At 67.1% G+C, this 25,222-nt stretch carries 27 protein-coding genes; 19 read left to right on the forward strand and 8 right to left on the reverse strand.

Annotated features, from left to right (window positions below):
• From thrS to ACIBK2_RS12910, 11 genes are all read left to right on the forward strand, one after another.
• Complete coding sequence (thrS, locus tag ACIBK2_RS12860; protein ID WP_396966635.1) at positions 1–2,052, forward strand: threonine--tRNA ligase; 2,052 nt, start codon at positions 1–3, stop codon at positions 2,050–2,052.
• Entirely contained in the window at positions 2,049–2,642 is a 594-nt protein-coding gene (locus tag ACIBK2_RS12865; protein WP_396966637.1) for an HIT family protein, read from the forward strand. The genes thrS and ACIBK2_RS12865 overlap by 4 nt, the downstream gene beginning before the upstream one ends.
• Before the next feature lie 2 nt (positions 2,643–2,644).
• Complete coding sequence (pgsA, locus tag ACIBK2_RS12870) at positions 2,645–3,358, forward strand: phosphatidylinositol phosphate synthase (RefSeq protein WP_396966639.1); 714 nt, start codon at positions 2,645–2,647, stop codon at positions 3,356–3,358.
• Positions 3,359–3,404: 46 nt separating this feature from the next.
• On the forward strand, positions 3,405–4,421 hold the full coding sequence (locus ACIBK2_RS12875; protein WP_396966641.1) for a phosphatidylinositol mannoside acyltransferase: 1,017 nt from the start codon (positions 3,405–3,407) through the stop codon (positions 4,419–4,421).
• Positions 4,418–5,542: a glycosyltransferase family 4 protein gene (locus tag ACIBK2_RS12880; RefSeq protein WP_396966643.1), complete on the forward strand. Its 1,125-nt coding sequence runs from the start codon at positions 4,418–4,420 to the stop codon at positions 5,540–5,542. Before ACIBK2_RS12875 ends, ACIBK2_RS12880 begins: the two co-directional genes overlap by 4 nt.
• Positions 5,542–6,585, forward strand: a complete 1,044-nt coding sequence (locus ACIBK2_RS12885; protein ID WP_396967217.1) for an NUDIX domain-containing protein — start codon at positions 5,542–5,544, stop codon at positions 6,583–6,585. Before ACIBK2_RS12880 ends, ACIBK2_RS12885 begins: the two co-directional genes overlap by 1 nt.
• Positions 6,586–7,054: 469 nt before the next feature.
• The gene (gene pdxS, locus ACIBK2_RS12890) at positions 7,055–7,957 is read left to right on the forward strand and encodes a pyridoxal 5'-phosphate synthase lyase subunit PdxS (protein WP_357379152.1); all 903 of its coding nucleotides are present in this window, start codon (positions 7,055–7,057) and stop codon (positions 7,955–7,957) included.
• A 197-nt stretch (positions 7,958–8,154) separates the two neighbouring features.
• Entirely contained in the window at positions 8,155–9,054 is a 900-nt protein-coding gene (locus ACIBK2_RS12895) for a LysR family transcriptional regulator (RefSeq protein ID WP_396966646.1), read from the forward strand.
• A gap of 19 nt (positions 9,055–9,073) precedes the next feature.
• A complete protein-coding gene (locus tag ACIBK2_RS12900; protein WP_396966648.1) occupies positions 9,074–9,451 on the forward strand; it encodes a 6-carboxytetrahydropterin synthase in 378 nt (125 codons plus the stop codon).
• A gap of 145 nt (positions 9,452–9,596) precedes the next feature.
• Complete coding sequence (locus ACIBK2_RS12905) at positions 9,597–10,091, forward strand: hypothetical protein (RefSeq protein WP_396966650.1); 495 nt, start codon at positions 9,597–9,599, stop codon at positions 10,089–10,091.
• A gap of 80 nt (positions 10,092–10,171) precedes the next feature.
• Positions 10,172–10,903: an SDR family oxidoreductase gene (locus ACIBK2_RS12910; protein ID WP_396966652.1), complete on the forward strand. Its 732-nt coding sequence runs from the start codon at positions 10,172–10,174 to the stop codon at positions 10,901–10,903.
• A 40-nt stretch (positions 10,904–10,943) separates the two neighbouring features.
• On the opposite strand, the gene ACIBK2_RS12915 is transcribed toward ACIBK2_RS12910, so the two are convergent.
• Entirely contained in the window at positions 10,944–11,393 is a 450-nt protein-coding gene (locus ACIBK2_RS12915; RefSeq protein WP_396966654.1) for an HIT family protein, read from the reverse strand.
• A 286-nt stretch (positions 11,394–11,679) separates the two neighbouring features.
• Here ACIBK2_RS12915 and ACIBK2_RS12920 point away from each other — a divergent pair, with 286 nt between their 5' ends.
• Entirely contained in the window at positions 11,680–12,837 is a 1,158-nt protein-coding gene (locus tag ACIBK2_RS12920) for a serine hydrolase domain-containing protein (protein WP_396966656.1), read from the forward strand.
• Positions 12,838–12,877: 40 nt separating this feature from the next.
• Here the strand turns inward: ACIBK2_RS12920 and ACIBK2_RS12925 are convergent, their stop codons facing one another.
• Complete coding sequence (locus tag ACIBK2_RS12925) at positions 12,878–13,483, reverse strand: hypothetical protein (RefSeq protein WP_396966658.1); 606 nt, start codon at positions 13,481–13,483, stop codon at positions 12,878–12,880.
• 155 nt (positions 13,484–13,638) lie between these two features.
• Here ACIBK2_RS12925 and ACIBK2_RS12930 point away from each other — a divergent pair, with 155 nt between their 5' ends.
• The gene (locus ACIBK2_RS12930; RefSeq protein WP_396966660.1) at positions 13,639–14,457 is read left to right on the forward strand and encodes an acyl-CoA thioesterase; all 819 of its coding nucleotides are present in this window, start codon (positions 13,639–13,641) and stop codon (positions 14,455–14,457) included.
• Between the two features lie 413 nt (positions 14,458–14,870).
• Here the strand turns inward: ACIBK2_RS12930 and ACIBK2_RS12935 are convergent, their stop codons facing one another.
• Positions 14,871–16,562, reverse strand: coding sequence for an APC family permease (locus tag ACIBK2_RS12935; RefSeq protein ID WP_396967219.1), 1,692 nt, complete (start codon positions 16,560–16,562; stop codon positions 14,871–14,873).
• 218 nt (positions 16,563–16,780) lie between these two features.
• Here ACIBK2_RS12935 and pdxT point away from each other — a divergent pair, with 218 nt between their 5' ends.
• Positions 16,781–17,425 carry a pyridoxal 5'-phosphate synthase glutaminase subunit PdxT gene (gene pdxT, locus ACIBK2_RS12940; protein ID WP_396966662.1) on the forward strand — a complete coding sequence of 215 codons (645 nt, stop codon included), beginning with the start codon at positions 16,781–16,783 and terminating at the stop codon, positions 17,423–17,425.
• A gap of 116 nt (positions 17,426–17,541) precedes the next feature.
• A complete protein-coding gene (locus ACIBK2_RS12945; protein WP_396966664.1) occupies positions 17,542–18,294 on the forward strand; it encodes a YebC/PmpR family DNA-binding transcriptional regulator in 753 nt (250 codons plus the stop codon).
• A 132-nt stretch (positions 18,295–18,426) separates the two neighbouring features.
• Here the strand turns inward: ACIBK2_RS12945 and ACIBK2_RS12950 are convergent, their stop codons facing one another.
• From ACIBK2_RS12950 to ACIBK2_RS12965, 4 genes are all read right to left on the reverse strand, one after another.
• Positions 18,427–18,921 carry an SRPBCC family protein gene (locus ACIBK2_RS12950; RefSeq protein ID WP_396966666.1) on the reverse strand — a complete coding sequence of 165 codons (495 nt, stop codon included), beginning with the start codon at positions 18,919–18,921 and terminating at the stop codon, positions 18,427–18,429.
• Positions 18,918–19,280: a metalloregulator ArsR/SmtB family transcription factor gene (locus ACIBK2_RS12955; protein WP_396966668.1), complete on the reverse strand. Its 363-nt coding sequence runs from the start codon at positions 19,278–19,280 to the stop codon at positions 18,918–18,920. Before ACIBK2_RS12955 ends, ACIBK2_RS12950 begins: the two co-directional genes overlap by 4 nt.
• Positions 19,281–19,401: 121 nt before the next feature.
• Positions 19,402–19,608 (reverse strand): DUF5988 family protein, encoded by a 207-nt coding sequence (locus ACIBK2_RS12960; RefSeq protein WP_150406073.1) that lies wholly within the window; start codon positions 19,606–19,608, stop codon positions 19,402–19,404.
• A gap of 73 nt (positions 19,609–19,681) precedes the next feature.
• Positions 19,682–20,629: an NADP-dependent oxidoreductase gene (locus ACIBK2_RS12965; RefSeq protein ID WP_396966671.1), complete on the reverse strand. Its 948-nt coding sequence runs from the start codon at positions 20,627–20,629 to the stop codon at positions 19,682–19,684.
• Positions 20,630–20,699: 70 nt separating this feature from the next.
• Here ACIBK2_RS12965 and ACIBK2_RS12970 point away from each other — a divergent pair, with 70 nt between their 5' ends.
• Complete coding sequence (locus ACIBK2_RS12970; RefSeq protein WP_396966673.1) at positions 20,700–21,662, forward strand: GlxA family transcriptional regulator; 963 nt, start codon at positions 20,700–20,702, stop codon at positions 21,660–21,662.
• Positions 21,663–21,930: 268 nt separating this feature from the next.
• Here the strand turns inward: ACIBK2_RS12970 and ACIBK2_RS12975 are convergent, their stop codons facing one another.
• Positions 21,931–23,403 carry an alpha/beta hydrolase gene (locus ACIBK2_RS12975; protein ID WP_396966675.1) on the reverse strand — a complete coding sequence of 491 codons (1,473 nt, stop codon included), beginning with the start codon at positions 23,401–23,403 and terminating at the stop codon, positions 21,931–21,933.
• 111 nt (positions 23,404–23,514) lie between these two features.
• On the opposite strand from ACIBK2_RS12975, the gene ACIBK2_RS12980 reads away from it, so the two are divergent.
• The 3 genes from ACIBK2_RS12980 (at position 23,515) to ruvA (ending at position 25,217) form a co-directional block, all read left to right on the forward strand.
• Entirely contained in the window at positions 23,515–23,943 is a 429-nt protein-coding gene (locus tag ACIBK2_RS12980; RefSeq protein WP_396966677.1) for an acyl-CoA thioesterase, read from the forward strand.
• A gap of 105 nt (positions 23,944–24,048) precedes the next feature.
• Positions 24,049–24,618, forward strand: a complete 570-nt coding sequence (ruvC, locus tag ACIBK2_RS12985) for a crossover junction endodeoxyribonuclease RuvC (protein ID WP_396967221.1) — start codon at positions 24,049–24,051, stop codon at positions 24,616–24,618.
• The gene (gene ruvA, locus ACIBK2_RS12990) at positions 24,615–25,217 is read left to right on the forward strand and encodes a Holliday junction branch migration protein RuvA (RefSeq protein WP_379287333.1); all 603 of its coding nucleotides are present in this window, start codon (positions 24,615–24,617) and stop codon (positions 25,215–25,217) included. Before ruvC ends, ruvA begins: the two co-directional genes overlap by 4 nt.
• The last annotated feature ends 5 nt before the right edge of the window (positions 25,218–25,222 follow it).

Consider the following 25,222-nt stretch of genomic DNA (forward strand, 5'->3'; position numbering starts at 1 on the left):
GTGACCACCTCAGCCCGCACCACCTCTGCCGTCCTCGTCCGGGTGCCGGCCGGGACGACGGCGGGTGCCGCGGTGCGCGAGGCCGGACTGCCGACCAAGGGACCGGACACCATCGTCGTCGTGCGCGACGCTGAGGGCCTCAAAGACCTGTCCTGGATCCCGGACACCGACGTCGAGGTGGAGGCGGTCGCCGCCGACACCGAGGACGGCCGCAGTGTCATCCGGCATTCCGCCGCGCACGTGCTGGCCCAGGCGGTGCAGCAGGAGTTCCCGGAGGCCAAGCTCGGCATCGGCCCGCCGATCAAGGATGGCTTCTACTACGACTTCCAGGTCGACAAGCCGTTCACCCCGGAGGATCTGGCCAAGCTGGAATCCAGGATGAAGAAGATCGTCAAAGGCGCGCAACGCTTTTCGCGGCGCGTGGTCGAGGTCGAGGACGCCCGCGTCGAACTGGCCAAGGAGCCGTTCAAGCTGGAGCTGATCAGCGACAAGTCCGGCATCGACGATCCCGAGGTGATGGAGGTCGGCGGCAAAGAGCTGACCATCTACGACAACCTCGATCCGCGCACCGGCGAACGCCTCTGGGGCGATCTGTGTCGCGGCCCGCACATCCCGACCACCAAGTTCATTCCCGCGTTCAAGCTGACCCGCAGCTCGGCCGCCTACTGGCGCGGCGATCAGAACCGCGAGGACCTGCAGCGCATCTACGGCACCGCCTGGGAATCCACCGAGGCGCTGGAAGAGCACCTGCACCTGCTCGCCGAGGCCGAGCGCCGTGACCACCGCAAGCTCGGGCTGGAACTGGACCTGTTCAGCTTCCCCGACGAGCTCGGCTCCGGCCTGCCGGTGTTCCACCCCAAGGGCGGCATCATCCGCAAGGAGATGGAGGAGTACTCGCGGCGCAGGCATATCGCCGCGGGCTACGAGTTCGTCAACACCCCGCACATCACCAAGGGGCATCTGTTCGAGGTCTCCGGCCACCTGGACTGGTACCGCGACGGCATGTTCCCGGCGATGCACCTGGACGCGGAACTGAACGAGGACGGCACCGTCCGCAAGCCCGGCCAGGACTACTACGTCAAGCCGATGAACTGCCCGATGCACAACCTGATCTTCCGGGCCCGCGGCCGGTCGTATCGGGAACTGCCGTTGCGGCTGTTCGAGTTCGGCTCGGTGTACCGCTACGAGAAGTCCGGCGTGATCCACGGACTCACCCGGGTGCGCGGCATGACCCAGGACGACGCGCACATCTACTGCACCAAAGAGCAGATGCACGCCGAGCTCACCAGCACCCTGCAGTTCGTGCTCGCGCTGCTGAAGGACTACGGCCTCGACGACTTCTACCTCGAGCTGTCCACCAAGGACCCGGTCAAGTTCGTCGGCACCGACGACATGTGGGAGGAAGCCACCGAGACCCTGGCCAAGGTGGCCTCGGCCTCCGGGCTCGAGCTGGTCCCTGATCCGGGCGGCGCCGCGTTCTACGGCCCGAAGATCTCCGTGCAGGCCAAGGACGCGCTCGGCCGGACCTGGCAGATGTCGACCATCCAGCTGGACTTCAACCTGCCGGAACGGTTCAACCTGGAATACACCGCCAACGACGGCACCAAGCAGCGGCCGGTGATGATCCACCGCGCGCTGTTCGGTTCCATCGAACGGTTCTTCGGCGTGCTCACCGAGCACTACGCCGGCGCCTTCCCGGCCTGGCTGTCGCCGGTGCAGGCGGTCGGCATCCCGGTCGCGGAAGCCTTTGCGCCGCACCTGGATCGGGTGATCGAGCGACTGCGGGACGCGGGCGTGCGCGCACAGGTGGACCGCAGCGACGACCGGATGCAGAAGAAGATCTTCAACAACACCGCGCAGAAGGTGCCGTTCATGCTGCTCGCGGGCGAGCGGGACGTGGCCGCCGACGCGGTGAGCTTCCGGTTCCGCGACGGCACGCAGGTGAACGGCGTGCCGGTCGCCGACGCGGTGGCCACCATTGTGCAATGGATCGCGAATCGGGAGAACGCTTCGCCGACCGCGGAGGGCTTCGAGATCAAGGGTGCGGAATGACTGAGCGCGCGGCGCCGGATGGACTTACCGAGCTGAACGACGCCGCGGAACAGGGCAGCATCGTCGACCGCGGCGCGGGCGAACCCGATCGGCTGCAACGACTGTGGACGCCGTACCGGATGTCCTACATCGCCGAGGCCGCCTCGACCGATCCCACCTCGACCGGGCATCCGTTCACCGACATCCCGAAGATGTCCGACGAGGACGGGCTGGTCATCGCCCGCGGCGAACTGGTGTACGCGGTGCTGAACCTGTACCCGTACAACCCCGGCCACATGATGGTGGTGCCCTACCGCAGGGTCGCCAACCTCGAGGACCTCACGGTGGCCGAGGGCGCGGAGCTGATGGCGTTCACCCAGCAGGCCATCCGGGTGATGAAGCGGGTGTCGCAGCCGCACGGTTTCAACGTCGGCCTGAATCTCGGTGGCGTGGCGGGTGGTTCGCTCGCCGATCACCTGCATCAGCACATCGTCCCGCGCTGGGGTGGCGACGCGAACTTCATCACCGTCGTCGGCGGCGCGAAGGTCATGCCACAGCTGCTGCGCGAGACGAGGGCGCTGCTGTCGGCAGCCTGGAAGGAAGTCGACTAGAAGTGCTGAGCTTCTTCGGCCGCGATACGTTTGCCAAAGCGACTGCGCCGCTGGGCAAAGCGCTGGTGAGCACCGGGCTCACCCCGGACGCGGTGACGGTCATCGGCACCACCGCGTCGATCGCCGCCGCGGTCACCCTGTTCCCGACCGGACACCTGTTCTGGGGGACCATGGTGATCTGGTTGTTCGTCATGTTCGACATGCTCGACGGCGCGATGGCCAGGGCGCGCGGCGGCGGCACGAAATACGGTGCGGTGCTCGACGCCACCTGCGACCGGATGGCCGACGGAGCGATCTTCGGTGGGTTGGCGTGGTGGGCGGTGTTCCACGCGCACCACAAGCCGCTGTTCGCCGCGACCCTGGTGGTATTGGTTACCTCGCAGGTGATTTCGTACGCCAAGGCGCGCGCCGAGGCCAGCGGGCTGTCCGCCGACGGCGGGATCATCGAGCGGCCGGATCGACTGATCATCGTGCTGGTCGGGGCCGGGCTCACCGGGATCGGCGGGTACCTGGGCATTCACTGGCTCACCTACGCGGTGCACGTCGCGATGTGGATCCTCGCGGTGCTCAGCATCGTCACGGTGTTCCAGCGGGTGCTCGCGGTGCGCAGTTCGCCGGGCGCGCGCGACGTGCTGCCGCTGAACAAGCCGACGGCGCGGGCGCAGCCCGAAAACCCCACGGCGGGACCGGCGAACGCGACGGAGCTGCCAACGTGAGACCGCCATATCGTGGCGGTGTGGTGCAGGAAACGGGGCAATGGTCATGAGTATCGGGGAGCGGTTGAGCGACGTCGGATACGCGGCGGGCTGGCGGCTCGTGCGGGCACTGCCCGAGTCGACAGCGCGGCGACTGTTCGACTTCGGCGCCGATCGCGTCGCGCGCAAGGCTAATCGCGCCTTCCGTGCCGGTGGCGAGCCGAATCAGTTGCGGCGCAACCTCGCTCGCGTGGTTGGCGGGACGCCTGCGGAGGTGCCGGATGAGCTTGTTCAGGCGAGTGTTCGCTCCTACGCGCGGTACTGGCGCGAGGCGTTCCGGCTGCCGTCGATGGATCACGCGGCGATCGGTAGTGAGCTTGTGCTGGAAGGGAAGTCGCACCTGGAAGCAGCGCTGGCCGCAGGGCGTGGGGCGATCCTTGTGCTGCCGCATTCGGGGAACTGGGACATTGCCGGGGTGTGGCTGGTGCAGAATCACGGCACCTTCGCGACCGTCAACGAACGGTTGAAGCCGGAGTCGCTGTACAAGCGTTTCCTCGCCTATCGGGAGAGCCTTGGGTTCGAGGTGTTCCCGCTGACCGGCGGCGAACAGCCCCCGTTCATCCAGCTCGCGAACCGATTGCGCGAGAACAAAGCGATCTGCCTGCTGGGGGAGCGCGACCTCACCGGTCGTGGCGTCCCGGTCACCTTCTTCGGCGAGCGCACCTGGCTGCCCGCAGGTCCCGCCAAGCTGGCCATCGAGACCGGGGCGGTGCTGCTGCCGGTGCACACCTGGTTCACCGACGACGGTGCGGAGGGCTGGGGCATGCGGGTCGAACCGCCGGTGGACGTTTCGGGCGGCGTCGCGGCGGCCACCCAGGCCCTGGCGGATCACTTCGCGGCGAATATCGCTGCGCACCCGGCGGATTGGCACATGCTGCAACCTCAGTGGGAAAGTGACCTGTCCGAGGCACGGTTGGCTCGGATCGCCGCCGCGCAGCCACACCGTGACGAGCCCAGCGCGGCGGCGGGCTCGAACGGTACGGTAAACGTTGACACGACGGCCCATTCGGATGGCGCTCCATGAAGATCGGCATGGTCTGTCCCTACTCGTTCGACGTTCCCGGCGGTGTGCAGGCCCATGTGGTCGAGCTGGCTCGGGTTTTCATCGAACGCGGACACCGGGTGAGCGTGCTCGCGCCCGCCTCGGAGGACACACCGCTGCCCGATTTCGTGGTGTCGGCCGGTCGCGCGGTCGCGATTCCCTACAACGGCTCGGTGGCGCGACTTTCCTTCGGGCCTATGGCTTACACCAGGATTCGTCGCTGGATCGACGGCAATGATTTCGATGTGCTGCATATCCATGAGCCGAATGCGCCGAGCCTGTCGATGCTGGCGTTGAAGATCGCGGAGGGGCCGATCGTCGCCACCTTCCACACCTCGACCACGAAGTCGTTGGTGCTCAGTACTTTTCAGAGTGTGTTGCGGCCGTACCACGAGAAGATCAGCGGGCGGATCGCCGTCTCGGAGCTGGCCAGGCGCTGGCAGGTGGAGGCGCTCGGCTCGGATGCGGTGGAGATTCCGAACGGAGTCGACGTGCCCGCGTTCGCGCGGGCGCCGATGCTGCCCGGGTATCCGCGACCAGGTCGGACCGTGCTGTTCCTCGGCCGTTACGACGAACCACGCAAGGGGATGGACGTGCTGCTCGGCGCGCTGCCCGAGCTGGTGCGCAAGCACAAGGAGCTGGAGATTCTCATCGTCGGGCGCGGTGACGAGGAGCGGCTGCGGCGCGAGGCGGGACCGCTCGCCGGGCACCTGCGCTTCCTCGGTCAGGTGTCGGACGCGGAGAAGGCCTCGGCGATGCGCAGCGCGGACGTCTACGTCGCGCCCAACCTCGGCGGCGAGAGCTTCGGCATCATCCTGATCGAGGCGATGGCCGCCGGAACCGCCGTGGTGGCAAGTGAATTGGATGCCTTCCGCCGGGTGCTGCGCGACGGTGCGGCGGGTGCGCTTGTGCCGGTGGGTGATTCGGCGGCGCTCGCGAAGGCGATCGACCGAGTGCTCACCGACGACGGCCGCCGGGCGGATTTGGTGAACACCGCGACCCAGGTGGTCGGCGAGTACGACTGGCCGGTGGTGGCCGAACAGATCCTGCGGGTGTACGAGACGGTGACCGTCGGCGACACCAGGGTGCGGGCCGCCGGATGATCACCTTCTCCGCGACAACGGTTCTCGTCCTCGCGCTGATCGCGGCGGTCATCGTCGCGATCGGCATCTGGGCCTACTCCACCGCCAACCGGCTCGACCGGCTGCACGTGCGCTCCGACCAGTCCTGGCAGGCCCTGGACGCGGCGCTGGCCCGCCGGGCGGTGGTGGCCAGGTCGGTCGCGATGGCGATCGCCGATCCGGTCGCCGATCCCGCGCTGGCCGATCAGGGCAAAGTTCTTGCGCTGCTGGCCGATCGGGCCGAACGCGTCGCGCGGGCCGATCGCGAGACCGTGGAAAACCAACTCTCCGGGGCACTTTCGACGATCGACATCGAGAAGTTGCGCCCGCAGATGGTGGCCGAGCTGGCCGACGCCGAGGCACGCGTCCTCATCGCGCGCCGCTTCCACAACGACGCCGTCCGCGACACCCTCGCGCTGCGCACCCGCCGCTCGGTGCGCATCCTGCACCTCGGCGGTACCGCGCCGCTGCCCACCTACTTCGAGATCACCGAGCGCGCCACCCCGGCCGCGTCCACCGGACTCACCGTCGACACCACCCGCACCACCGCGCGCATCGTGCTGTTCGACGAACAGGACCGCACCCTGCTGATGCGCGGCAACGACCCCACCACCCCCGACGTCTCCTTCTGGTTCACTGTCGGCGGCGGCGTCGACCCGGGCGAGACGCTGCGCGACGCCGCCGTCCGCGAGCTCTACGAGGAGACCGGGCACAAGGCCGACCCGGACAGCCTGCGCGGCCCGATCTGGCGCCGCGTCGCCGTGTTCCCCTTCGACGGCGACCTCATCCGCTCCGAAGAACTCTTCTTCGCCCTGCGCGTGCGTGGCTACGAACCGCAGGCCACCAACCTCACCACCATCGAACGCCGCTCCATCTCCGGCAACAAATGGTGCACCGTCGAAGACATCGTCCAGTTGGACCGCTCCGGCGAAACCGTCTACCCCTACAACCTCGACCAACTGCTTCCCGAAGCCGCCGCGGCCGCCTCGGGCGTCGCCCATCCCGAGGTCAGATCCATCCGCTGAGCGGGTGTGATGTGTTTCATCATCGTGCTACGGTCGCGACTGGATCGACGCGGGCTGGGTAGTGCTTTTCGCAAGGCACTCGAATTCGGTGCCGCGGCCCTCGCCGGTGGTGGGGGGAAATGCTCGGTGTGCGGAGGTACGTAGTACATGTCCTACCTGTTGTTCGATTTCCTGATGCCGCTCGTCGGTCCGGCCGCCGCCGAGTACTGGGCACAGTTGCTCGTCGTCGGCCCGCTCTGAGCCGCCGCCGGAAGTTAGCGGGGTGGGTGAAACCGCCCCGCTGCCCGGCGAATCCGTTCCCCTGGCCCGGCCGACCGGTCCAGTGCGTCGCGGCGGCGGACAGAACCGCTGGTAGGTGACAAGGCCAGTCATCTCCGACTGGCTATCAAGTGGCCTGGGTGGCACGCCTAGAATTGGGTCGATTCAATCCCTTGCGACCTGATTGGCGCAGATGACCCAGGAGTTTGCCGTGACGACGCCCGACACCACCCAGACCATCGGCACCGCCCGCGTGAAGCGCGGCATGGCCGAGATGCTCAAGGGCGGGGTGATCATGGACGTCGTCACCCCCGACCAGGCCAAGATCGCCGAAGACGCCGGCGCGGTCGCGGTGATGGCGCTGGAGCGGGTGCCCGCCGACATCCGCGCGCAGGGCGGCGTGTCCCGGATGAGCGACCCCGACATGATCGACGGCATCATCGCCGCCGTCTCCATCCCGGTCATGGCGAAGGCCCGCATCGGCCACTTCGTGGAGGCGCAGATCCTGCAGAGCCTCGGCGTCGACTACATCGACGAGTCCGAGGTGCTCACCCCCGCCGACTACGCCAACCACATCGAGAAGTGGAACTTCACCATTCCGTTCGTGTGTGGCGCCACCAACCTGGGTGAGGCGCTGCGCCGAATCACCGAGGGCGCGGCCATGATTCGCTCGAAGGGCGAGGCGGGCACCGGCGACGTCTCCAACGCCACCACGCACATGCGCAAGATCCGCGGCGAGATCCGCAGGCTGTCCTCGCTGCCCGCCGACGAGCTGTTCGTCGCCGCCAAGGAGCTGCAGGCCCCCTACGAGCTGGTCCGCGAGGTCGCCGAGACCGGCAAGCTGCCCGTCGTCCTGTTCACCGCGGGCGGCATCGCCACCCCCGCCGACGCCGCGATGATGATGCAGCTCGGCGCCGAAGGCGTCTTCGTCGGCTCCGGCATCTTCAAGTCCGGCAACCCGGCCGAGCGGGCCGCCGCCATCGTCAAGGCGACCACGTTCTACGACGACCCGGACGTGCTCGCCAAGGTGTCCCGTGGACTCGGCGAGGCCATGGTCGGCATCAACGTCGAAGAGCTCCCGGTCGACCACCGCCTGGCCGAACGCGGCTGGTGACCCCGCGCCCCACGCGGGCGTATGACCTGAACAGGCAGGGACTCACCCGAGTCCCTGCCTGCGTGCTTCGCGACGGTATGCGCAAGATCTGCACTCTGTCTCGGGATCTGCACTGGCTCTAGGGCCCTATTCCGAGTGCAGGTCCCGAGAGAGAGTGCAGATCCTGACGCGGTCGGGTCGGCCGTGACGGTGGATGGATGTGGGCGATCGTGGAATTGCGGCAGTTGCGGTACTTCGTGGTACTGGCGGAGGAGTTGCATTTTCGGCGGGCGGCGGAGCGGTTGTTTATTTCGGCGCCGACGCTCAGTCAGCAGATCAAGGTGTTGGAGCGGGAGATGGGTGGGGCGCTGCTCAGCCGGGATCCTCGGGTCGAGTTGACCGCGGCGGGGGAGGTGTTGTTCCGGACCGGCAAAGAGGTGTTGCGGTCGGTTGATTCGGCGGTGCGGGAGACGCGGCGTGCGTCGGCGGCGGGGGCGCCGGTGGTTCGGTTCGGGTTGCTCAACGGTGTACCGCCTTGGCTCCCTTCACGAATCGAGGAACTGCTGCCGTCCGGCACTCGGATGGTGCTCACCGGTGGCACCACCGCTGATCAGGTTCGGTTGCTCGATGACGATGAGGTCGATCTCGCGTTGGTGCGTGCGCCGGTCGCGCTGCCGGACCGCTTCGCCCAGCGGCCGGTCGCCCGCGACGAACTCGGCGTGCTGATGTCCGCGGCGCATCCACTGGCGAATTCCGATGAGGTCGAACCGGCCGAGCTCACCGATCAGGAGCTCATCCTGTTCGCCAGAGAATCCGCCGCTGGACTCCATGACGAATTGCTGCGTGCGCTGCGGGAACGAGGCGCCCAGGTGCAGGTCAGCGAAAGCGCGATGGGCCACGCCCAAATGCTTACGGTGTTGCCCTTACGGCCGGACCTGATCGGCCTCAGCTCCTCGCGCGCCGCCGACCGCCCTGGCCTCGTCTGGCGTCCACTTCGCGGTGGACCACTGGAGGTCACCTACGCCGCGATCTGGCGTGTGCCTATCCGGAATCCGGCCGTGCGGGCAATGGTCGATGTGCTGGCCGCCGACCCACAATGGCGCGCGACCGCCGATTGAATCTGACTACGCTGCTCGCATGTTCAGGATCGAGATTTCGCGGAAATTCGCTGTGTGGCAGGGGCTTCCGTCGCCTGTGCGGCGCGCTCACGGAGTTCCGACGAGGTCTCCCGGCGAGCCATTCGCGGCCGAGTTGCGGGTCGGTTTCACCTTCGAGGACGATCAGCTCGGTGATCGCGGCTGGTTCATCGACACCGATGAGCTCGACAGCGTGGTCGACGGAGTGGTTGCCGAGTTGACGGCCGATACCTGGACCGAGACGTTCTCGTTTCGTCCGACTTTCGAGTTGGTCAGTCGATGGGCTTATGAACAGCTGACAACCTCGATACCGCAGCTTTCTCATGTCGAGCTGACAAACCTTTCCCTCGGCGTCGCGACCCGATACAGCCGTATCTGACCGACTCTTCTCCGTACCTCACCATCGTCTTACTGTTCTCACAATTGCGCTGGGTAGCTTCATATTTCGATGCCTGTCGACCATCGCGTCGGTAGCGCGTGCCGCATCACCGTCGATGTATCAGCCGAACGCAAAGGACGAGCAGTTGAAGCTTCGTAAGACCGGACGTATCGCGATCGCAGGCTTGGCCGTGGTTGCCGCGCTGGGCCTGACGGCTTGTGGGAGCGATGACAAGAAGGATCCGCCGAAGACCTCCAGCGTCACGACCAGCGCGACTGCCAACCCGAACCAGCCTGCGCCGCCGACCGTCGACGAGTTGAACGCGCTGCTGCAGAAGGCGCTGGATCCGTCGGTGCCCAGCTCGGAGAAGCTGGACCTGGTGCAGGGGATCGAGGCCGACCCGGAGCTGCCCAACCGTCTCGCTGCGGCATACAAGCAGGCGAACGCTCAAGTGACCATCACCGGCGTGACCGTTTTCGGCGACTCCGTCAGTGCCCAAGGGAAAATCGCGATCAACGGTACCGAGAACGTGGTCGACGTGCCGTTCGTGCTCGACGGCGGCAAGTGGAAGGTCCAGAAGGCCTGGGCCTGTGGCGCCCTCACCAATCTCAACATCCAGTCCCCGGCCTGCACCGGCTGACCTGCTGCGTTAGTTCGACGCTAACGCGAATTCGTTAGCGCGACATGGACACTCGATCGGCGCGGTGGTCGAGTGGAGGCATGACAGAGAACGCAACAACAGAACGGGTCGTCATCGTCGGCGGTAGCTCCGGCATGGGATTGGCGTTGGCGAACGCGTTGGTGACGGAAGGCGGGGAGGTCATCATCGCCAGCCGCTCCACCGAGCGGCTCGCCGCCGCGGAACGCACCTTGTCCGATGGGCCGGGCAAGGTGCGTTCGATCGTCGTCGACATCACCGATGAGGCCGATGTCGAGCGGCTGTTCACCGAGGTGGGTCCGGTCGATCACGTGGTGACCACCGCGGTCGACGTCGAGGGTGTGTATCAGCCCATCGCCTCGTTCGATGTCGGACTGGCGCGAAAGACCTTGGACGCCAAGCTGATCGGGCCCGCGCTGCTCGCCAAGCACGCTCGGATCGTCCCGGGCGGCTCGCTCACCTTCACCTCTGGCATCGCCGCCTACCGCCCGGGCCCTGGCTCTTCGATCGTCGCCGCCGCCAACGGCGCCCTCGAATCCCTCGCCTACGCCCTGGCCGTCGAACTCGGCCCTGTCCGCGTCAACGTCGTCTCCCCGGGCTGGATCGACACCCCGATCTGGGACACCATCGCGGGCGACGCCAAAACCGAACGCCACCAACAACTTGCGGCCCGCCTGCCGGTCGGCCGCATCGGTAAGCCCGCCGAAGTTGCCCAGGCCATGCTCGCCGCGATGCGCAACCCCTTCATCACCGGCACCGTCCTGCACGTCGACGGCGGCCACCGCCTCGTCTAGATCCTCGGTGAGTGGCACACGGTGGCGGCCGGTGTGCCATTCATGGGCGAGTGGGGGAGAAGTGGGTCGATAGGCGGTCGGAGAGAGCGAAGAGTTCGTCGGTGTTGATGCGAGGGGATTCTGGCCAGGAGTCGACGTCAGTCCAGGGAATCGTCGCCGGAGTGCCGACGGGGCGGGCGAAGACGTGCTGGTGGAAGTGGGCAACGGAGCGGCCGGTGATTGCGGAGAAGACGAATTCCGGTGCTAGTTCTTGTTGTAGGGCGTGGGCCGCTCGGGTGACTGCCACGCCGATGGCTGCGGCCTCAGGGTCGGTCAGGGTCGACACGGTTGGTGTGTGACGGCGCGTTTCCACGAACAGGTAGCCGGGGATGGGGGAGCCCTGGTCGAGAGGGCGATGCGTCACGATGACCAGTTCGTTCTCGAAGAGCACCGGGCCTACCAGTGGTCCGACGCCCCGATGCTTCGCGCAGATAGCGCATTCCCTCCCCATTCGGTCACTTTAACGATGGTCAACGGGACCTCGCTGTGCAGAATCGAGAGGAGCGGAAATACATCTAGATACACGGATATGCGCATTTATCTATTAGCAAGTGAAACGACGCTCCAGAAGAGAAGCAAAGGACGGGCCGGGGGGCGAACTGATGCAGGTACCACCTCTGGATGGGATCAGTCCGGTACTCGGGTATCGCAAGACGGCGTGCCAGTTGGCTCTCGAGGGTGAGGTGTGTCCGGGTGGCGCTGCCTAGCGTTGGTCCTGACGATCCGTGGAGGACGAAATGCGTAGGTACAACCTTATTTTCGGCGCTGTTTGCGCCACTGCCGCGCTGACGCTGTGTGCGTGCGGGACGGGGGATAATGCGGGTGCCGCGCCCCCGCCCAGCTATACCGATGTACAGAACATTCTGCAGCGGTTGACCACTACCGACGGTGCGCCGGGCGTCTTGCTCGAAGTGAACGATGGGCACGGTCGGACGGTGTTGACGAGCGGTGTTGCGAACATCGGGACTCAGGCACCGATGGTGGGGGACAGTCGGTTTCGCATCGGCAGCATGACGAAGATGTTCGTGTCCACTGCGGTGCTGCAACTCGTGGCTGAGCATCGGGTGGCACTCGACGCGCCGGTGGAGCAGTACCTGCCCGGCGTGGTCCGGGGCAATGGCAATGACGGACAGGTCATTACGGTGCGGCAGTTGCTGCAGCACACCAGCGGCGTGCCTGACTACCTGGCTTCGCTGAGTCAGGAGGAGATCCTGAAAAATACTCTCGTGCACCATGATCCGCTGGAATTGGTGCAACTTGCGCTGGGCAATCCGTCGCTGTTTCCGCCGGGAACCGGCTGGTCGTACTCCAACACGAATTACCTGCTGGCGGGCATGATCATCGAGAAGGTCACCGGTCGGCCGTATGGGATGGAGATCGGCCAGCGCATCATCGGTCCGCTCGGCCTGCGCGACACTTCTGTTCCCGGAGACGAGTCGAGCATCCCGGGCGTGCACCCGCAGGGTTACGCCAAGCCGGGCGACGCCGGTCCTATCGACCTCTCCGAGTTCAATCCGTCGATCGCGGGGGCCGCCGGGTCGATGGTCTCCAGCGCTGCGGATCTGAACCAATTCCTCGGTGCCCTCATGAACGGTCGCCTCCTGAACCCGCCCGAACTCCAGGCGATGATGACGACCCGGCCGACCGGCGATTCGTTCAATGATGCCTACGGGCTGGGGTTTCAGAGCACGCCGCTGCCGTGCGGTGGCTTGTATTGGGGACACGACGGCGGCATCTTGGGCTTCGAGACGTTGGGCGCGACCACGACCGACGGTCGCACCGCAACGATGATGGTCAATCTCGACCCCGGCCAGAGTGCGGCGCAGGACGCGGATATCCGGGCTGCTCTTGCGACGGCGTTGTGTGCGAGCAGTCCCTCGAAACCCAAGCCCTGAACGCGACGATGCCCGGGCCGTCCCGTCATCGACACAGAACCTAGTCGACGCGTAGGGCGGGGCGGTCGGGGTGGTCCCAGCGGGCGAAGAACGTTGGTGTGGTGTGGTTTTCGTGACTATCGAGGAGGGCGGGGATGGTCCAGTGGTCCTCGGGCGGGGTTGTTCGGCGCAGGGCTTGTTCCGACATGTCGAGGCGGACGGTCAGGTCGAATTGGAGGTAGTGGTCGAGCAGCATGGGGCCCGCGATGAGCAGGACGGTGTCGGCGGGAGCGGGGCGAATGGTGGCGCGGGCCGAGCGGTCGGTGGCCTCGTCCCACAGGGCGGGCAGCCAGCGGCCGTCGGTGTGCAGCGCGTCGATGACCTCGCGGCGCAGCGCGTCGTAGTCGAACCAGGCGGTGCGATAGGAGATGTCGTCGCGGCCGAACTCCACGCGCAGGGAGGCCGGACGGACGTAATCGTGCAGCGAGACCACGTCCGCGGGTCTGCCGGTGTCGCGCAATGCGGCGGCTACTCGATCGGCGAGATCGACCGGGCGGGCGGCGTCGGCGCCGTCGATCGCGATCACCCGGTGGCCGGGCAGGGCGCGCAGGCGCTCGACGAGACGTTCGATGAGGACGTCCTGGGTGATCGGCACGAACTGTGGCACCGGTCCATCAGAGCAAACCGCCCGACCCGCCTTCGTCGGCGGTATGTGATCTTGGCTTCCGCGGCAGGCCGGTGGCTGGGACCGGAGGCGCATTGCTGGCCGATCACCTGACGGCCGAGGAGCAGGCAGGCGGCGTGGCGAGTTAATCTCAGCCCATGGCGACAATCGAAGAGGCGCTGGAGATAGAGCGGCTCGAGCGCGACATCTTCCGTGGGGCGTCCACGAAGACTCAGCTTCCGCGCACGTTCGGCGGACAGGTTGCCGGCCAGGCGCTGGTGTCGGCGGTGCGCACGGTCGAACCGCGGTATCAGGTGCATTCGCTGCACGGATACTTCCTGCGGCCGGGCAACCCGGACCAGCCGACGGTGTATCTCGTCGAGCGGATCCGGGACGGCCGCTCGTTCTGCACCCGCCGGGTCACCGGCGTGCAGGACGGTCAGGCGATATTCACCATGTCGGCGTCGTTCCACATCGGTGACGAGGGCCCGGAGCATCAGGATGTGATGCCGCCGGTGCAGCCGCCCGACGAACTCCCGGACGCCAGCATCTCGATGAGCCCGGAACGCCTGTGGGCGATGCGCGAATGGGAGCACTGGGACATCCGCACAGTGCCGCAGGACCAGGTGGCTCGCCGCGAGGGCGTCGTCTCCCAGCAGCAGGTGTGGTTCCGCTACCGCCACCCGCTGCCCGACGACCCGCTGTTCCACGTCTGCACCCTCGCCTACATGAGCGATATGACCCTGCTCGGCTCCTCGAAGGTGATCCACCCCGACGAGCAAACCCAGAACGCGTCCCTGGACCACGCCATGTGGTTCCTACGCCCCTTCCGCGCCGACGACTGGCTCCTCTACGACCAGGCGTCGCCGTCAGCAGGCTTCGGCCGCGCCCTCACCGGCGGCAAGATCTTCAACCGCGAAGGTCAACTCGTCGCCGCGGTCGTCCAGGAAGGCCTCATCCGCAACCTCCGCGACTGATCGCCACCGACGCCGCGCACATCGTGGTGCGCGGCGCGTGAAATCGTCAGCGAATCGGTGCGCAGCAGGAGAATTGGTGCGCGGCGACCTGGGCCGTGCCGTGAACGCGAGTTGCGACCTGGCGCGCGCCACGAATCCTCGCCGCTACTCCGGCGGTCCGGGCCAAGTCGAGGACTGACGGCAGCCTCGCCACGCATCGACAATCGCCGCGCACATCGTGGTGCGCAGCGCGCGAATTCGTCAGCGAATCGGTGCGCTGCAGGAGAATTGGTGCGCGGCGACCTGGCTCGCACGTGGGCAGGCAAGGGAGTTGTTGCGCGGGAAGGGGATTCGTGCGCGGGGAGTTGTCGACTGCGGTGGTGTGCGTGTGGCCGACGCACACCACCGCGGCCGCCTGAATTCGATCAGGTTTTTCAACCCACCTGGACGCGCAGGTGGCAGACTACTGTGTCGGTCATACGGCGCAGCACGCGTTCTAGTTCATCGCTGCGGTGGCTGGGCAGCACGCGGTTCCAGCCGACCGGGGGGTCGACCTCGGCGATGACGACGACCTTGCGGCGGCCTTCGAAGTTCTCGCTGACGTAGCGTGCCACCGGGCCGCCGACTGTCGCGTCGCTGTCCTCGAGGAGTACCAGTCGCACGTCCGGGTGCCAGGCCTCCCACGCCTTGGTGAAGGCCTTGACCGATTCGCCGGGTAGGCAAACATGCACTGCGACAACATCTTTGCCGATCGAGAGCGCGGCGGACAGTGCCTCGCAGCTCAAGTCGGAAACCTCGGACACCGGCACCACGATGACGGCGTCGCGCGGCCGCGGCGGGGGAGGTACCTCATCGGACCGGCGGAACGCGCCGATCCTGCCGTAGGTGTCGCGAATTCGTTCCATCCCGACCACCAACACGGGCAGGATCAGCACGATCAACCAGGCGCCCTCGGTGAATTTCATTGCGGTGGTGACGATCGCGGCGATGAAGGTGAGCAGCGCGCCGAAGCCGTTGAGCGCCATCCGCCACTGCCAGCCGCCGGTCCTGGCCAGCAGCCAGTGCCGCACCATGCCGACCTGCGCGATGGTGAATCCGACGAATACCCCGATCGCGAATAGCGGGACCAGCGCGTTCATATTGCCGTTCGCGCCGATCAGCAGCACGCCGGCGGCGACGGCGAGGGTCAGCACGCCGTACCGATAGACCTGTCGCGGCGAGCTGACCGCGAACCGGTGCGGCAGGCAGTTGTCGTCGGCGAGGATCTTGGTCAGCGTCGGCAGCCCACCGTAGGAGGTGTTGGCGGCCAGTGCCAGCAGGATCACCGTCGCGAATTGGACTACGTAGTAACCGATTCCGTGCCCGAGCGCGGCCTCGGTCAACTGCGAGAGCACCGTGGTGCCGTCGATCGGGTGCACTTCGAACTTCTCGATCAGCAGGGCGAGCCCGACCAGCATGATGCCGAGCAGCGCGCCCAGCGCGACCTCGGCCCGTTGCGCGCGAACGACTTTCGGCGCCTCGAAGCTGGGCACCGCGTTCGCGATCGCCTCGACGCCGGTCAACGCGGCACAGCCGCTGGAGAAGGCCTTGAGTAGCAACAGCACTCCGACCGTGTGCATGTCGAGCGCGGTCGCGGCGCCTTCGCTGACACTCGCGGGCTCCGAACGCAGCAGTCCCGCGATGATCACCGTGAAAATGCCGACCACGAAGACGACGGTCGGCACCATGAACGCGCGGGCGCTCTCGGTGATACCCAGCAGATTGAGTGCGGTGATGCCGACCAGGATCGCCAGGCAGATCCACAACGTGTACGGCAGCAACGCGGGAAATGCCGAGGTGAGTGCGGCGACACCGGCGGCGATCGATACCGCCACGTTCAACACGTAGTCGATGATCAGCGAGGCCGCCGCGGTCAGGCTCGTGCGATGCCCCAGATGCGCCTTGGCCACCGCGTACGCGCCACCGCCGTTCGGGAACGCCGCGATCACCTGACGGTAGGAAGCGACCAGCACGGCGAGCAGCGCCGCGATCGCCAGCGTCACCGGCAGGGTCAGGCCGAGGCCCGCGCCACCCGCGGTGGCCAGCACCAGCACAATGGCTTCCGGACCGTAGGACACCGACGCCATCGCATCGAGGGAAAGGCCGGCCAAACCGGTCGGGACGGTGAGTCCGCGGCGGGGCCTGGCAGTATTCGCATCTCCGCCCGGTGCAGGGACCTTGCGCGGCAACACAGCTATCACTTCGATAGTGTCGGCCTGTCGCGGCCGGATTACTCCGGCGTTGACGGAACCCTGACGGCGACCGTGAGCAGGCGCACACCGCGACGGCTCGTAAACTTTCCGACGTGAACGCTTCCCCGGTCGCCGCACCCGCCGCCGACCTCGCCCGGACCGGCCCCACCATCGGCGTGCTGGCCTTGCAAGGTGACGTGCGCGAGCACATCGCGGCCCTCGCCCACTGTGGTGCCGAACCCGTGCTGGTGCGCCGCGAGTCCGAGCTGGCCGCGGTGGACGCGCTGGTCCTGCCGGGCGGCGAATCGACCGCCATCAGCAAGCTGCTGGAGGTCTTCGAACTGCTCGAGCCGCTGCGCGCGCGCCTGCGAGATGGCATGCCCGCCTTCGGTTCCTGCGCGGGCATGATCCTGCTCGCGAACGAGGTGCTCGACACCAGGCCCGACGCGCAGCACCTGTCCGGCATCGATATGACGGTGCGCCGCAACGCCTTCGGCCGTCAGGTCGATTCGTTCGAGGTCGATCTGGATTTCACCGGACTCGACGACGGCCCGATGCGCGCGGTCTTCATCCGGGCGCCCTGGGTGGAGCGCGTCGGTGACGGCGTCGAAGTGCTGGCGACGGTGCCCGACGGACCGTTCGCGGGACGCATTGTGGCAGTGCGGCAAGGCAACGTCCTCGCGACGTCGTTCCACCCGGAGGTAACCGGCGATCTGCGGGTGCACCGGATGTTCGTGGACCTGGTTCGGGACGCGTAGTTCACGCGCCGTTCAGACCGCGATGACCGGCCGAGTAGGCTGGAGAAGTTGTTCGTCCGGCCGGGCCGGTACGGTACACACCACCAAACGTGCCATCGACCTGAAGGAAGTAGGGAATGAGCGGCCACTCCAAATGGGCCACCACCAAGCACAAGAAGGCGGGGATCGACGCCAAGCGTGGCAAGCTCTTCGCCAAGTTGATCAAGAACATCGAGGTGGCGGCCCGCACGGGTGGCAGTGACCCCGGAGGCAATCCGACGCTCTACGACGCCATTCAGAAGGCGAAGAAGTCGTCGGTGCCCAACGACAACATCGAACGTGCCCGCAAGCGCGGCGGCGGTGAAGAAGCCGGCGGCGCCGACTGGCAGACCATCATGTACGAGGGCTACGGCCCCAATGGTGTCGCGGTGCTGATCGAGTGCCTCACCGACAACCGCAACCGCGCCGCGGGCGAGGTGCGTGTCGCGATGACCCGCAACGGCGGCAACATGGCCGACCCGGGTTCGGTGTCCTACCTGTTCCACCGCAAGGGCGTCGTCACGCTGGAGAAGAACGGCCTGTCCGAGGACGACGTCCTGATGGCCGTGCTCGACGCGGGTGCCGAGGAGGTCAACGACCTCGGTGACTCCTTCGAGATCATCAGCGACCCGAGCGACCTGATCCCGGTGCGCAAGGCGTTGCAGGCCGCCGAAATCGACTACGACTCCGCCGAATCCGGCTTCCAGCCGTCGGTGTCGGTCGAGGTCGATGCCGACGGTGCCCGCAAGGTGATCAAGTTGGTCGACGCACTCGAAGACAGCGACGACGTGCAGAACGTGTACACGAACGTCGATATCTCCGACGAGATCCTGGCTCAGCTCGACGAGTGATGTGCAGAACGCGGCTGCATCCGATGGTCGATATCTCGGACGAGATTTTGGCTCAGCTGGACGAGTGATGTGCAGAACGCGGCTGCATCCGATGGTCGATATCTCGGACGAGATCCTGGCGCAGCTGGACGACTAGTCCAGCAGCGCTTCGTAGTACTGCTTCATCGAGGGGTAGTAATCCTCCCACTCGGGGCGGTCCGCATCATCGCGGGCCGCCCCGAGTACGTCGAGGTAGTACTCCCAGCCGGGACCGACTTCGGCGATCGGCGCGTCGGGCTCCAAGTGATGAGTGAAGACGAGTTCGGTGACGCCGTCGGTCTCCGTGAGGACCGCCTCGAGCCGCCAGCTGCCGTAGCTGTCCTTGGTGGTGATCGAAAGTCGCTGTGGTGGTTCGCACGCGTCGATGTGTGCGTTGCACCAGGGCGCGCCCTCTTCGTGCACCAGCTGGATCTTGATGTTTTGTCCGGTGCCCGCCTCGCCCTCCCACGGCCCGAACCAGCGTGCGGTGCGGTCGGATTCGGTGACGCTGGCCCACACGTCCTCGATCGGCGCGCGATAGGTTCTGGTCAGGATCAGATCGCGCTTACCGCCGCTGCGGTCGAGGCGTCCGGTGGGTCGGGTGGTCATCCGGTGTGCTCCTTCGGGTTCCGGTCGGCCGGTGCCGCGCGGTGCTCGCGACGCGTCCGGTAGACCTCGGTGTCGAGTGCGTCGAGCCGGTGCTCCCACGCGGTGGACGTGTCGAAGCGGGCGATCCAGTCGGCGAGTTCGGTGAGCGGCGCCGGATCGAGCACGTAGTAGCGCTGCCTGCCGATGAGTTCGTCGCGGACCAGGCCGCTTTCGCGCAGGACCCGCAGGTGCCTGCTGATCGCGGGCCTGCTGATCGTGAACTGTCCGGCGATCTCACCGGCGGTGCGCCGGGCGCCGCGCAGCAACGTCAGGATCTCCCGCCGCACCGGATCGGCGATGGCGCTCGCCACTTCATCCACGCGGGAAGCGTAACCAATTGGTTACGCGTTTGTCCATGGGTTGCCCACTGTTCCCTGGGTGGACCAGGAGAAGGCGGCCGGTCGATGATCCGACCGGCCGCACAGGACGATTATTCGCGCGTCACTTCGGGAGTTCGGTCCGGCTGGACCACTCGTAAACACGCAACCGCCCCTCCGGGGTGTCCTTCTCCTTGCGGGTCACCTTGAAGTGTTCGTAACCACCCTTGAACGGGACTTTCAACTCGATTCCCGGCGGGGTGATGGGAACGATTCGCGCGGGCATGTCTTTCGGCCCGCCCTCGAGGACAGCCTTCACAACAGTGCTCATCATCGGATGGTAGAAGCGTGACCGCCCCGATTTCGCGGATTCACCGAAGCGCCGCGCGGAAAAAGTTTCGGTGTCAGGGCACAGTGACAACCAGTTTGCCGACGGTACGGCCGGTGTCGCCCAACGCATGCGCCTTCGCGGTGTCCGCCAACGGGAAGGTGCCCGCGATCGTCGGCCGCAACGTGCCGGACTCGACGAGTCCGGCCAGCGCGACCATGCCCGCCTGGTCGTCCTCCACCAGCATGCGCAGCGCGCGCACGCCGAGCTTGCTCGCCTCGCCCGCCAGATCGACCTCGCCGGTCGGGCGCAGCGTGACCAGCAGGCCACCCGGCCGCAAGGTGTGCAGCGACTGGACGCTGTTGTCGTCACTGATCGAATCCAGCACCACGTCGATCTCGCGGACCGCCTCGGCGACATCGGTGGTGCGGTAGTCGATCACCTCGTCCGCGCCGAGACCGCGCAGGAATTCGTGATTGGGCGCGCTGGCCGTGCCGATGACGTAGGCACCGCGGGCCTTGGCGATCTGGACGGCGAAGTGCCCGACGCCGCCCGCCGCCGCATGGATCAACACCCGCTGGCCTGCCTGCAAGTCGGCGAGGTCGACCAGGGCCTGCCAGGCGGTGAGTGCGGCCAGCGGGATCGCGGCGGCTTGCACGTGATCGAGGCTCGCGGGTTTGCGGGTGAAGGCGCGGGCCGGGCCGACGACGTACTCGGCCGTCGCGCCGTGGCCGTTCGGGTACGGGAGCATGCCGAAGACCTCGTCGCCTGGTTGCCATAGGGCCACGCCGATGCCGGTTTCGGCGACCTCGCCGGACACGTCCCAGCCGAGCACGAAGGGCGGCGGGGGCAGGAAAGCGTTCGCGTTGGCCCGGTGTTTCCAGTCGGTCGGGTTGAGCCCGGCGGCACGTACCCGCACCAGAATCTCGCCAGGACCGGGCACCGGCCGGGGGAGTTGCACCTCGGTGAGGACCTCGGGGCCGCCGAGAGTGTCCTGGCTGATCGCACGCATATTTTCGCTCATTGCACTGAGTTTGCCGCTTCGGTCTCGGCCAGGAAATGGCATGATTGCCATTCTTCGATATGATCGTGCCATGACGTCTTCGGTTCATCGGGTCGCGGTGCTGGCGCTCGACGGGGTCTACCCGTTCGAGCTCGGCATCCCGAACCGGGTATTCGGCAGTGCGGGCGGCCGCTACGAGGTGCGTACCTGTTCGCTCGACGGTCAGCCGGTGCGCACCGTCGCGGATTACTCGATTTCCGTCGCGCACGACAGCAGCATCATCGACACCGCCGACACCGTGATCCTGCCCGCGTGCGACATCGCGATGACCCTCGGCGGCGACCTGCCCCAGCCGGTGCGCGACGCGCTCGCCCGGATCCGGCCCGAGGCCCGGCTCGTCGCGATCTGCACCGGCGCGTTCGTCGCGGCCGCCGCCGGACTGCTCGACGGGCGCCCGGCGACCACGCACTGGTACGAGGCCGACCTCTTCCGTCAGACGTTCCCGCGCGTTCGCCTCGATCCCGATGTCCTGTACGTCGACGACGATGACATCCTCACCTCTGCGGGGGCGGCGGCCGGTATCGACGTCTGCCTGCACCTCGTGCGCCGCGACCACGGCAGCGCCGTCGCCAACGCCGTGGCCAGGCGCTGCGTCATGCCGCCGTGGCGCGACGGCGGCCAAGCCCAGTACATCGAGCAGCCCGTGCCGCCGTCCACCTCGGCGGGCACTGCCGCCGCCCGGCAGTGGGCGTTGGAAAACCTGCACCTGCCACTCACTGTCGACGAGCTCGCCGTCCACGCGCGCATGAGCAAACGCACCTTCGCGCGGCGGTTCAGCGAGGAGGTCGGGATGAGCCCGGGCCGCTGGCTGATTCAGCAACGCCTGTTCCGGGCGCGGCATCTGCTCGAATCGACCGACATGACGGTGGACCGCATCGCAGGCGAGGTCGGGTTCGCCACCGGCACCTCGTTGCGCCAGCACTTGCACGAGGCAATCGGCGTCTCACCTCAGGCTTACCGCCGCACCTTCACCCGAACTCTCTCGCCAGCTTGACGATGATCTCGAATCACGCTGTCCGGTCGCATAATCCGCCTAGGCAAAGGGCCGCTTCAGGTGGTGCAGTGGCGATCGGCGGCCCAGCTCGAATCACGTTGTCGGCTTAGAACTGCTGGCCGGACGGATCACACTGCACGCGGCCGCTCGCTGGCACCGTCGGCCATCCACGGTCGGCGGCAGGCCGAGTCAGGCCATGCCCAACGGGACATGGTGGCGGCGAAGTGCGAGTGGGGCCGCCGTCATGTCCCGTTATCGGCGGAGCCGGTCAGGTGGCGTTGGGGGTGGGGAGGCCGAGGCGGGCGGATATCCACGGCAGGGACGAGGTGAACGCCGCTGAGGCGAATTGCCAGGTGTGGCCGCCCTGGGTGGTGTGGATGGTGCAGTCGATGCCGACCTCGTGGCCCTGGTTGCACAGCTTTTCGGCCGCGCCGACCTCACCGGTGTCCATGACGCCGTCGTGGCCGCCCATTCCGGGGTTGTCGTCGTCCATGGGAGGACGGGGCCCGCGGGGTGCGCCGTTGCCGGTGGGGTAGTGGCGCTGCGGTGGGGTCAGGTCGTCGAAAAGGCCTGCCAGACCGGTATATTGGCCGTGTTCGGCCATTACGGTGAGCGGGTCGAAGGCGGCCCACAGGTCGGCGTTGCCGCCGTAGAGGCGGGCGATGGTTTGGTCTTTGTTGCCGGAGACGGGACCGATGTCACCCGCGATGTCGACGAAGGTGTGGATCAGTTCCGGGTGCATGACGGCCAGGTCGACGGCGCAGGTGCCGCCCATGGACCAGCCGACCACCGCCCACTGCGCGGGATCGGCGGCGGCGCCGAAGCGGGATTCGAGGTAGCTCGGCACATCTCGGGTCAGGTGGTCGGCGGCGTCGCCGCGCGGGCCGTTCACACACTCGGTGTCGTTGTTGAAGCTGCCGCTGGAATCGACGAACACGAGGATCGGTGCGAGACCGCCGTTGGCGGTGGTGAATTGGTCGACGGCGGGCATGATCTGTCCGCTGCGGATCCAGTCGGCGGGAGTGTTGAATTCGCCGCCGATCATCATCACCACGGGCAGTGTGGGCGGAGTCGGCCCGGCGAACCAGGCGGGCGGCAGGTACACGTACTCGGTGCGATGCGGAAAGTTGCTGCCCGAGTCGGGAATTCGGACCGGCACGATCTTGCCGGTCGACACGTTGGTGTCGCGCAATCCGGCCAGCGCGTCGAGGTCGGTCTGGTTCGGCAGCGGACCGGCGGTGAGCGCGCCCCACGCGGACTGCGCGGTGGGGTAGTAGCCGACCCACTGGTTGAGCACCAGTCCGGTACTGAGCAGGGCCAACGGAATGGCAAGCACCGCAACCCCGCGTCGCCACCACCCCGCACCCCGCCAGCCGAGCACCGCGACGGCCAGCGCACCCGCCGTCCCACCGACGCAGGCCCACAGCAACGCGGGCGCGGGATCCGACGCCAGTCCTTGATTCGACACATACCACCGCGCGACCAACGCACCGAGCACGCCGATCAGCACACACACCGGCACCTGGATCGCCCACCACCGCCGCGACCTGCGCGCGACGGCGACGAGCAGAAATACCACCGCGACGATCTCCACGGTCAACGGCAGCCACCCGTGCAACAGGGAGATCCCATGATGAAAGGTGTTCTGATAGTTGGGATTCAGATTCGCCGACGGCAACTGCGGGGCCGGTGGTGGCACCGGGATCGCGGGCGCGGCAAACGGCACTCCAAGGGCAGACACCTACGGCATTGTCGACACCGTTCCTCGAGAGACGCTGTGAATCTGCTCCAGCCAACCTGGGTGGTTCCGGGTCGGCCGAACTTGTCGGTGGGTGCTGGCATAGTCGGGCTCGTGACGTTCAGTACTCGCTTAGAAGTCCGTGTGTCCGACCTGGATCCGCAGTTGCACGTCACCGGCGCTGCGTATCACCAGTACGCCGACCACTCGCGATTCGCGTGCGTGCAGGCGGCCGGGATTTCCGTGGACGAATTGATCGCCGACGGGTTCGGGCCGGTCAATCTCGAGACGACGATCAAATTCCATCGAGAGCTACGCGGCGGCGACACGGTCGACGTGTCGTGCGCGTGGTTGTGGGGGACCGGCAAGACGTATCGGGTCGAACAGATCCTGACCCGCGCGGACGGTGAGATGGCCGCCACGGTCATCAACGTCAGCGGATTGCTCGATCTCAAAGCGCGTCGTCTCGTCGTCGATCCGGCGCGCGAGTGGGCGGCGCGCGCCAGTGAACCGGAGCTACTCGGCTTCCCCGCAGCGTCGTAAATCACTCGGGCGGGCGGCCTGGCGCACCCCGTGTCGCTGGACCGTGAAAGACCCTGCCTCCGCTAGACTCTCGAACAGTTGTTCGTGTCTGCGAGAGGGGATTTCGTGCGGGTGATGGGCGTCGACCCCGGGCTCACCCGGTGCGGCCTCAGCATTGTCGAGGGCGGTATCGGCCGGAAGGTCACCGCGATCGCCGTCGATGTGGTCCGCACCCCGCCCGACATGGACCTCGCGCACCGCCTACTCGAGGTCGCCGACGCCGCCGAATTATGGCTGGACACGCACAAACCGGGGGCCGTCGCGATCGAACGCGTCTTCGCCCAGCACAATGTCCGTACCGCGATGGGCACCGCGCAGGCGGGCGGCGTGATCGCGCTCGCGGCCGCGCGCCGCGGCATCCCGGTCGCGTTCCACACGCCCAGCGAGGTGAAGGCCGCGGTCACCGGCAACGGCACCGCGGACAAGGCACAGGTCACGGCCATGGTCACCCGAATACTCGGCCTGCAGGTCGCGCCGAAACCGGCCGACGCGGCGGATGCGCTCGCGCTGGCCATCTGCCATTGTTGGCGGGCGCCGCTGATGGAGCGGATGGCCAAGGCCGAAGCCCAAGCGGCCGAGGCACAACGCAAGTACGCGGAACGGCTTGCCGAACAACGGAAGGCGGTACAGAGGTGATCGCGTCGGTACGCGGTGAGGTGCTGGAAATCGCCCTCGACCACACGGTGATCGAGGCGGCGGGCATCGGTTACCGGCTCAACGTCACCCCCGCGACGCTGGCCACGCTGACCCGCGGCGAAGAAACCCGGCTGTACACCGCGATGATCGTTCGCGAGGACTCGATGACGCTGTTCGGCTTCGCCGACACCGAGGCGCGCGACCTGTTCGGTCTGCTGCAAACGGTGTCCGGCGTCGGCCCCCGCCTGGCCATGGCGGTGCTCGCGGTGCTCGAACCCGAGGCGCTGCGCAAGGCGCTCGCCGAAAGCAATGTCGCCGCGCTCACCCGGGTGCCCGGCATCGGCAAGCGCGGGGCCGAACGCATGGTGGTCGAACTGCGCGACAAGGTGAATCTCGTTCCGGTGCAATCCGGTCCGCCCGGTGCCGCCACCCCGGTGATCACGCCGGTGCGCGACCAGGTGGTCGAGGCGCTCACCGGCCTCGGCTTCCCGCTCAAGCAGGCCGAGCAGGCCATCGACTCCGTCCTCGCCGAACAGCCCGCCGCCGACACCTCTGTTGGGCTGCGCGCCGCGCTCAACCTGCTCGGCAAGAATCGGTAGTACCG

This window comes from Nocardia sp. NPDC050175, assembly GCF_044459885.1.
Taxonomy (GTDB): Bacteria; Actinomycetota; Actinomycetes; order Mycobacteriales; family Mycobacteriaceae; genus Nocardia.

What these genes read in the sequence shown, in the direction of transcription:
- ACIBK2_RS12895 (WP_396966646.1), top strand. Translation starts at nt 8,155, where the DNA reads ATGTGGGCGATCGTGGAATTGCGGCAGTTGCGGTACTTCGTGGTACTG.
- ACIBK2_RS12970 (WP_396966673.1), top strand. Translation starts at nt 20,700, where the DNA reads ATGACGTCTTCGGTTCATCGGGTCGCGGTGCTGGCGCTCGACGGGGTC.
- ACIBK2_RS12935 (WP_396967219.1), bottom strand. Translation starts at nt 16,562, where the DNA reads ATGGCGTCGGTGTCCTACGGTCCGGAAGCCATTGTGCTGGTGCTGGCC.
- ACIBK2_RS12910 (WP_396966652.1), top strand. Translation starts at nt 10,172, where the DNA reads ATGACAGAGAACGCAACAACAGAACGGGTCGTCATCGTCGGCGGTAGC.
- ACIBK2_RS12965 (WP_396966671.1), bottom strand. Translation starts at nt 20,629, where the DNA reads ATGAGCGAAAATATGCGTGCGATCAGCCAGGACACTCTCGGCGGCCCC.
- ACIBK2_RS12960 (WP_150406073.1), bottom strand. Translation starts at nt 19,608, where the DNA reads ATGAGCACTGTTGTGAAGGCTGTCCTCGAGGGCGGGCCGAAAGACATG.
- ACIBK2_RS12900 (WP_396966648.1), top strand. Translation starts at nt 9,074, where the DNA reads ATGTTCAGGATCGAGATTTCGCGGAAATTCGCTGTGTGGCAGGGGCTT.
- ACIBK2_RS12950 (WP_396966666.1), bottom strand. Translation starts at nt 18,921, where the DNA reads ATGACCACCCGACCCACCGGACGCCTCGACCGCAGCGGCGGTAAGCGC.
- ACIBK2_RS12920 (WP_396966656.1), top strand. Translation starts at nt 11,680, where the DNA reads ATGCGTAGGTACAACCTTATTTTCGGCGCTGTTTGCGCCACTGCCGCG.
- ACIBK2_RS12865 (WP_396966637.1), top strand. Translation starts at nt 2,049, where the DNA reads ATGACTGAGCGCGCGGCGCCGGATGGACTTACCGAGCTGAACGACGCC.
- ACIBK2_RS12945 (WP_396966664.1), top strand. Translation starts at nt 17,542, where the DNA reads ATGAGCGGCCACTCCAAATGGGCCACCACCAAGCACAAGAAGGCGGGG.
- ACIBK2_RS12880 (WP_396966643.1), top strand. Translation starts at nt 4,418, where the DNA reads ATGAAGATCGGCATGGTCTGTCCCTACTCGTTCGACGTTCCCGGCGGT.
- ACIBK2_RS12875 (WP_396966641.1), top strand. Translation starts at nt 3,405, where the DNA reads ATGAGTATCGGGGAGCGGTTGAGCGACGTCGGATACGCGGCGGGCTGG.
- ACIBK2_RS12915 (WP_396966654.1), bottom strand. Translation starts at nt 11,393, where the DNA reads ATGGGGAGGGAATGCGCTATCTGCGCGAAGCATCGGGGCGTCGGACCA.
- ACIBK2_RS12930 (WP_396966660.1), top strand. Translation starts at nt 13,639, where the DNA reads ATGGCGACAATCGAAGAGGCGCTGGAGATAGAGCGGCTCGAGCGCGAC.